Annotated in this window: 1 protein-coding gene and 1 pseudogene; both read right to left on the reverse strand. The window is 52.8% G+C overall.

All coding sequences use genetic code 11. From position 1 onward, the window contains the following. Positions 1-2,514 precede the first annotated feature (2,514 nt). A pseudogene (locus H3Z84_RS17290) lies at positions 2,515-3,090 on the reverse strand (toxin VasX); the annotation flags it as partial. Further along, positions 3,087-4,041 (reverse strand): type VI secretion system Vgr family protein (locus H3Z84_RS10930; RefSeq protein WP_228285820.1); only part of this gene is annotated, 955 nt, incomplete at its 5' end. The pseudogene H3Z84_RS17290 and the gene H3Z84_RS10930, both read right to left, overlap by 4 nt.

Below are 4,041 nucleotides of genomic sequence, written 5' to 3' on the forward strand. Positions count from 1 at the left end.
AACGCTGGAAGCGAATCAAGGGGTTTGACCAACTGAAGCTGGTCGTGGACAACGTGCAGTTTCAGGATGGAATACAGGTGGAAGATCAATCTGGCAGGAACGCTGCCTGATGGTCATACACCAGATTTGACAATAACTCTCGCTCAAATCATTGTAACGTTTTGCGGAAACGCTTAGGGGCGCGAACATGCTGAGTAATTGTGCATAGTACGATGCATCATTGTCTTGAAGTCCCGGATGACTTGGACCAATCCCCAGAGGCCCTCTTTTCAACACCTGCTCAAACTCACTATCAGTCGCAATCGCGGCATATATACTGCCACCCAGAATGAGGCCCAACCCAAAGAGAGCCCATCCCCAACCGGGCACAAACAACAAACCATGCATTATCTTTGAGAATACGAAAAGGCTGCCGCCAATCACTGCTAATCCATGACCAAGCGCGGCATCCAAGTCTCCCCGACTCACGCTATTGCGAAAATCCCACGCGCTTACGGCCACCATAACGCCAGCCGCGAAGAAGTTCACCAAGGACATAGAGCGTACAATGGTACTCGCTCCATCCCTCATGAGTTTTTGTTGTATGAGAGAACCGATAAGTGGAACAGATCTAATCTCGAAAAGCGGTCTTAGTATTACCCTCAAACCCAGTGTGCCAGAAGCTGGTGAAGTCGCTACATGGAGTTTCATTAATGCTGCCGATATATCAAGAAAGGCTCCGAAGGATTTCAAATAAGACAAGCCCAGCTGTTCGGTGTTTGCATTCAGAAGGCTCCATATTTCTGAAGTGAGGTTGAATGCGGCAAGACCTACCAAAACTCGAGACAACCCAGGACCGTCCGCAACAGCCTTAGCCTTATTAGCCCAATCAAATCTCCACGCACTGAACTTTAGAGCTTCTGGATGATCAATCGGCAACACAAACACCCAGGTGTGGGCAGCCGCCTTCACCACAGCTTCGCCAACCTCATCAGAAAGCCTTGCCGGACTGGTGGAAGCAACTTTTTTACCAGCCGCGTCAACCCGATCAGCAAACAGGTAATCGTTGCGTCTTGTTAATGCCTCACTCTGAAGGTCCGCGTCGGTCAACCCGAACGAAAGTCCTTTTCCATGTACACCTACAATGCTGAAGCGCGTCAGGTCTACAGCATCCCTACGCATCACTCGTAGTTCGCCGCCGAGTTTTGGATCCGCAATATCAGCCGCTTCACTGACTGCGGCAAACACCCGCTCCAGCTTGATGGCCGTCAAGTCGCCACTTTCACGTAAACGATCAGCGACCTTAAGAACAGCCCCACTCCAGCCACCCAGCGCAGTTTCAAGCATTCCCGCAACAGTGCCGGCAGAGCCAACAGAAACAGAAGAATTGCCGTCATCATTAGTGTCAGAATCAGCCTCCTCATGCTTTAACTGCTGCGCAATGGTGCTAATGGCTGACAGGCCGAGGCCAGTCAGATGCTGTTCTGTGAGCATGTCGTTCTTGTTAGATAGAGCTTTTAAATGCGCCAGCAGCGGTGATACTTCTCCCTCTGCACATCCTTCATTAGCCAAAGCCGCAATAATCGAACTCTTGTCCAATCCCTGCTTTAGCAACCTAGATAGAATACTGGGTGCCACCACCCCCTGGGCCCTGTAAATACCGGGTAATTGCTGAATGAGGTCGAGCAGACCTGTATGCAGAGAGAATGCTTCACACGGGCCAAGCCCTGTGTGATACAGGTAATCACCGCAGATTGAATCAAACTCACCGCTCTCAATCAGTGTTTCGAGTTTCTGCAGATGCCCCGTTATGTTCTCAAGCATCATCTGGCGTTCTGAATGCTCCAGGATTTGATTGAGCTTGTCCTGATCTACTGCTGCTCGCAGCTTTCCAATCTGATCGCTTGAGTCAGATGCCTGTGGATCGAATAAGGTCTGACGTATCAGCATCGCCGAATGAACCAGCGGCTTTTCCTGTATGGAGACATCAATAGCATCGAGATAGTGAAGCGCCAATTGAAGCTGCGCCAACGAATGGCGCAACCTGAACAACGGGTCCGGGATAGCCACGCAAACGACCCCCTTCTGGGAGCGCAGATGCTGCAAAAGATCTGCTCCAGGGGGGCAGGAAAGGTCAAGAATGTTCGCCACCTCCCCCTCGTCACTGCCATCCACCGGCTCTGGTGCGGTTGCCTCCAGTGCAAGTTCAAGCGGGTTATTCATCAATTGCTCAGTGTAAGCAACCGGGTCTTTTACTTCGCTTCGAGAGGCCGCACGCCGGGCCGACTCCCTCGCCTGCTTCTCGTTGCTCTCTAATAACTTCGAGAGCTTGCTGCATAGTTCGTCTTCACCCGGCCCTTCAAAACTGAGCACGAAGTCGCAGGGATTCTCTATCATCAGTTCAATGCCCAGATCCCTGTGCCTCAGTTTCGGAACATCTTCAACACGTGATGCAGGAAATCCGGTTTCAAAACTCAACGAATCAACCGATGTGACAGCCCAGGCGTGACCCACACCCGTCGTCCTTGCATTACGAGTCGCTGCACTCTCTTCAAGTTTTTGGATGTAGGCCCAATCCCACTGGATTTCACTGTAGGCCATGCGGAAATCGTGCATCACCGCTTGCCCCTGGAGAAACACCGGAACAAGCACATCGTCCAACCACTGCCCGGCTGATGGGCGTATCATTCTCAAGTCAGATTCTGGGTCACCAACCTCCGCCCGCACTGCCTGTAGATCAATATCGCTGAATTGGGAGTTCTGACTGATCTCTAATTCTCGCCAGAGCTTGTCTTCGCGGAAAATATAAAGAAAGCCAGGCCGCAACAGTGCTACGCCTTTCCCTTGATAAACGGGGGCATTGGAGCCGCGTCTAACAGGCAAGTTGCTGGCGATCTCTGCCAGAGGCTTGATTCTTACGAGGGTATTATCCTGATAATCTTCACGCTCGGTGTTAGATCTTGCGTGCTTCAGAAGAGGAATCGCGATCTTGCCGCCATCGCGCTTGGGCACAGTCAGTACCAGATCTTTGGGATCGGTATCGTCGTAATCTGCTCTTCTTAGAATCGAGCGATCCCGGGACTCATCTGCAAAATCCACAGCATCTGTCATACAGTTTCCTCCCCATCAGTCCCTTTAATCGCTTCCACAGAGCCACGCTCAAGATGCCCGCCAATCACATCAATGATCAGTTTTCGATCGGAGCCCGGTAACTGATCAAACTCCACCTGGTCAGGAGAGGCAGTTTTGCGCTGGCCGACCATTGCCAGTTCGGAAGGCTGTGGCGTTGCCGTCCCATCTTTGCCAAGAAGATTTGGTAGCTCCGGACTAGCAGAACTTTGCACAGCCCCACTCCCCGGCGCCCCACCAGAATTAATCTTGATCCCCGGCCCACTCAAGGTCACGCCACTGGGATCCAGCTTGATAAAGCTGCCACCGCCAGAAATCGTCAGCTCCGCCCCTGCATCCAGTACCACCTTCGCACCGGCCTTGTGGTGCACTTCGGTACCTGCTTCGGATGCCATCACACGGCCGGTTTTCTGATGGTAAGTGCCACCCACGATCTGGCTGCAGTCTGCGCCCACGGAAAGCCGGCTTTCACCGTCGGTCGTGCAGTGTTCAGCGGCTTTTACATGGCTGAACTGGTGGCTCTCCACCGTCAGGTGGCTGTCGTTCTTGATGACTTCGGTGCGGTTGTGTTCGGTGAGCAAGTCCAGGTCTTTCTGGGCGTGAACGTAGATTTGCTCTTGATCAGCTTCGTCTTCAAACCTGAGTTCGTTGCTGCCCTCACCCTTGTGGGTTTTGGTTTTTAATGTGGTCCGGGTTTTGTGTTCCGGCAGCGCGTAGGGCGGTGTGTTGGTGGCGTGGTAAGTCCTGCCGGTAATAATGGGCTGGTCCGGGTCGCCGTCCAGGAAGCTAACAATCACTTCGTTGCCGATTCTGGGCAGGGCCATAAAGCCGTATTGGCCGCCGGCCCAGCCCTGGGCGACGCGCAGCCAGGCGCTGCTGTGTTCATCATTTTTTGAATAGCGATCCCACGGGAATCGGACTTTCACCCGGCCG

Origin of the sequence: Marinobacter sp. bablab_jr003 (assembly GCF_016464245.1) — a bacterium.
GTDB classification, from domain to species: Bacteria; Pseudomonadota; Gammaproteobacteria; order Pseudomonadales; family Oleiphilaceae; genus Marinobacter; species Marinobacter vinifirmus.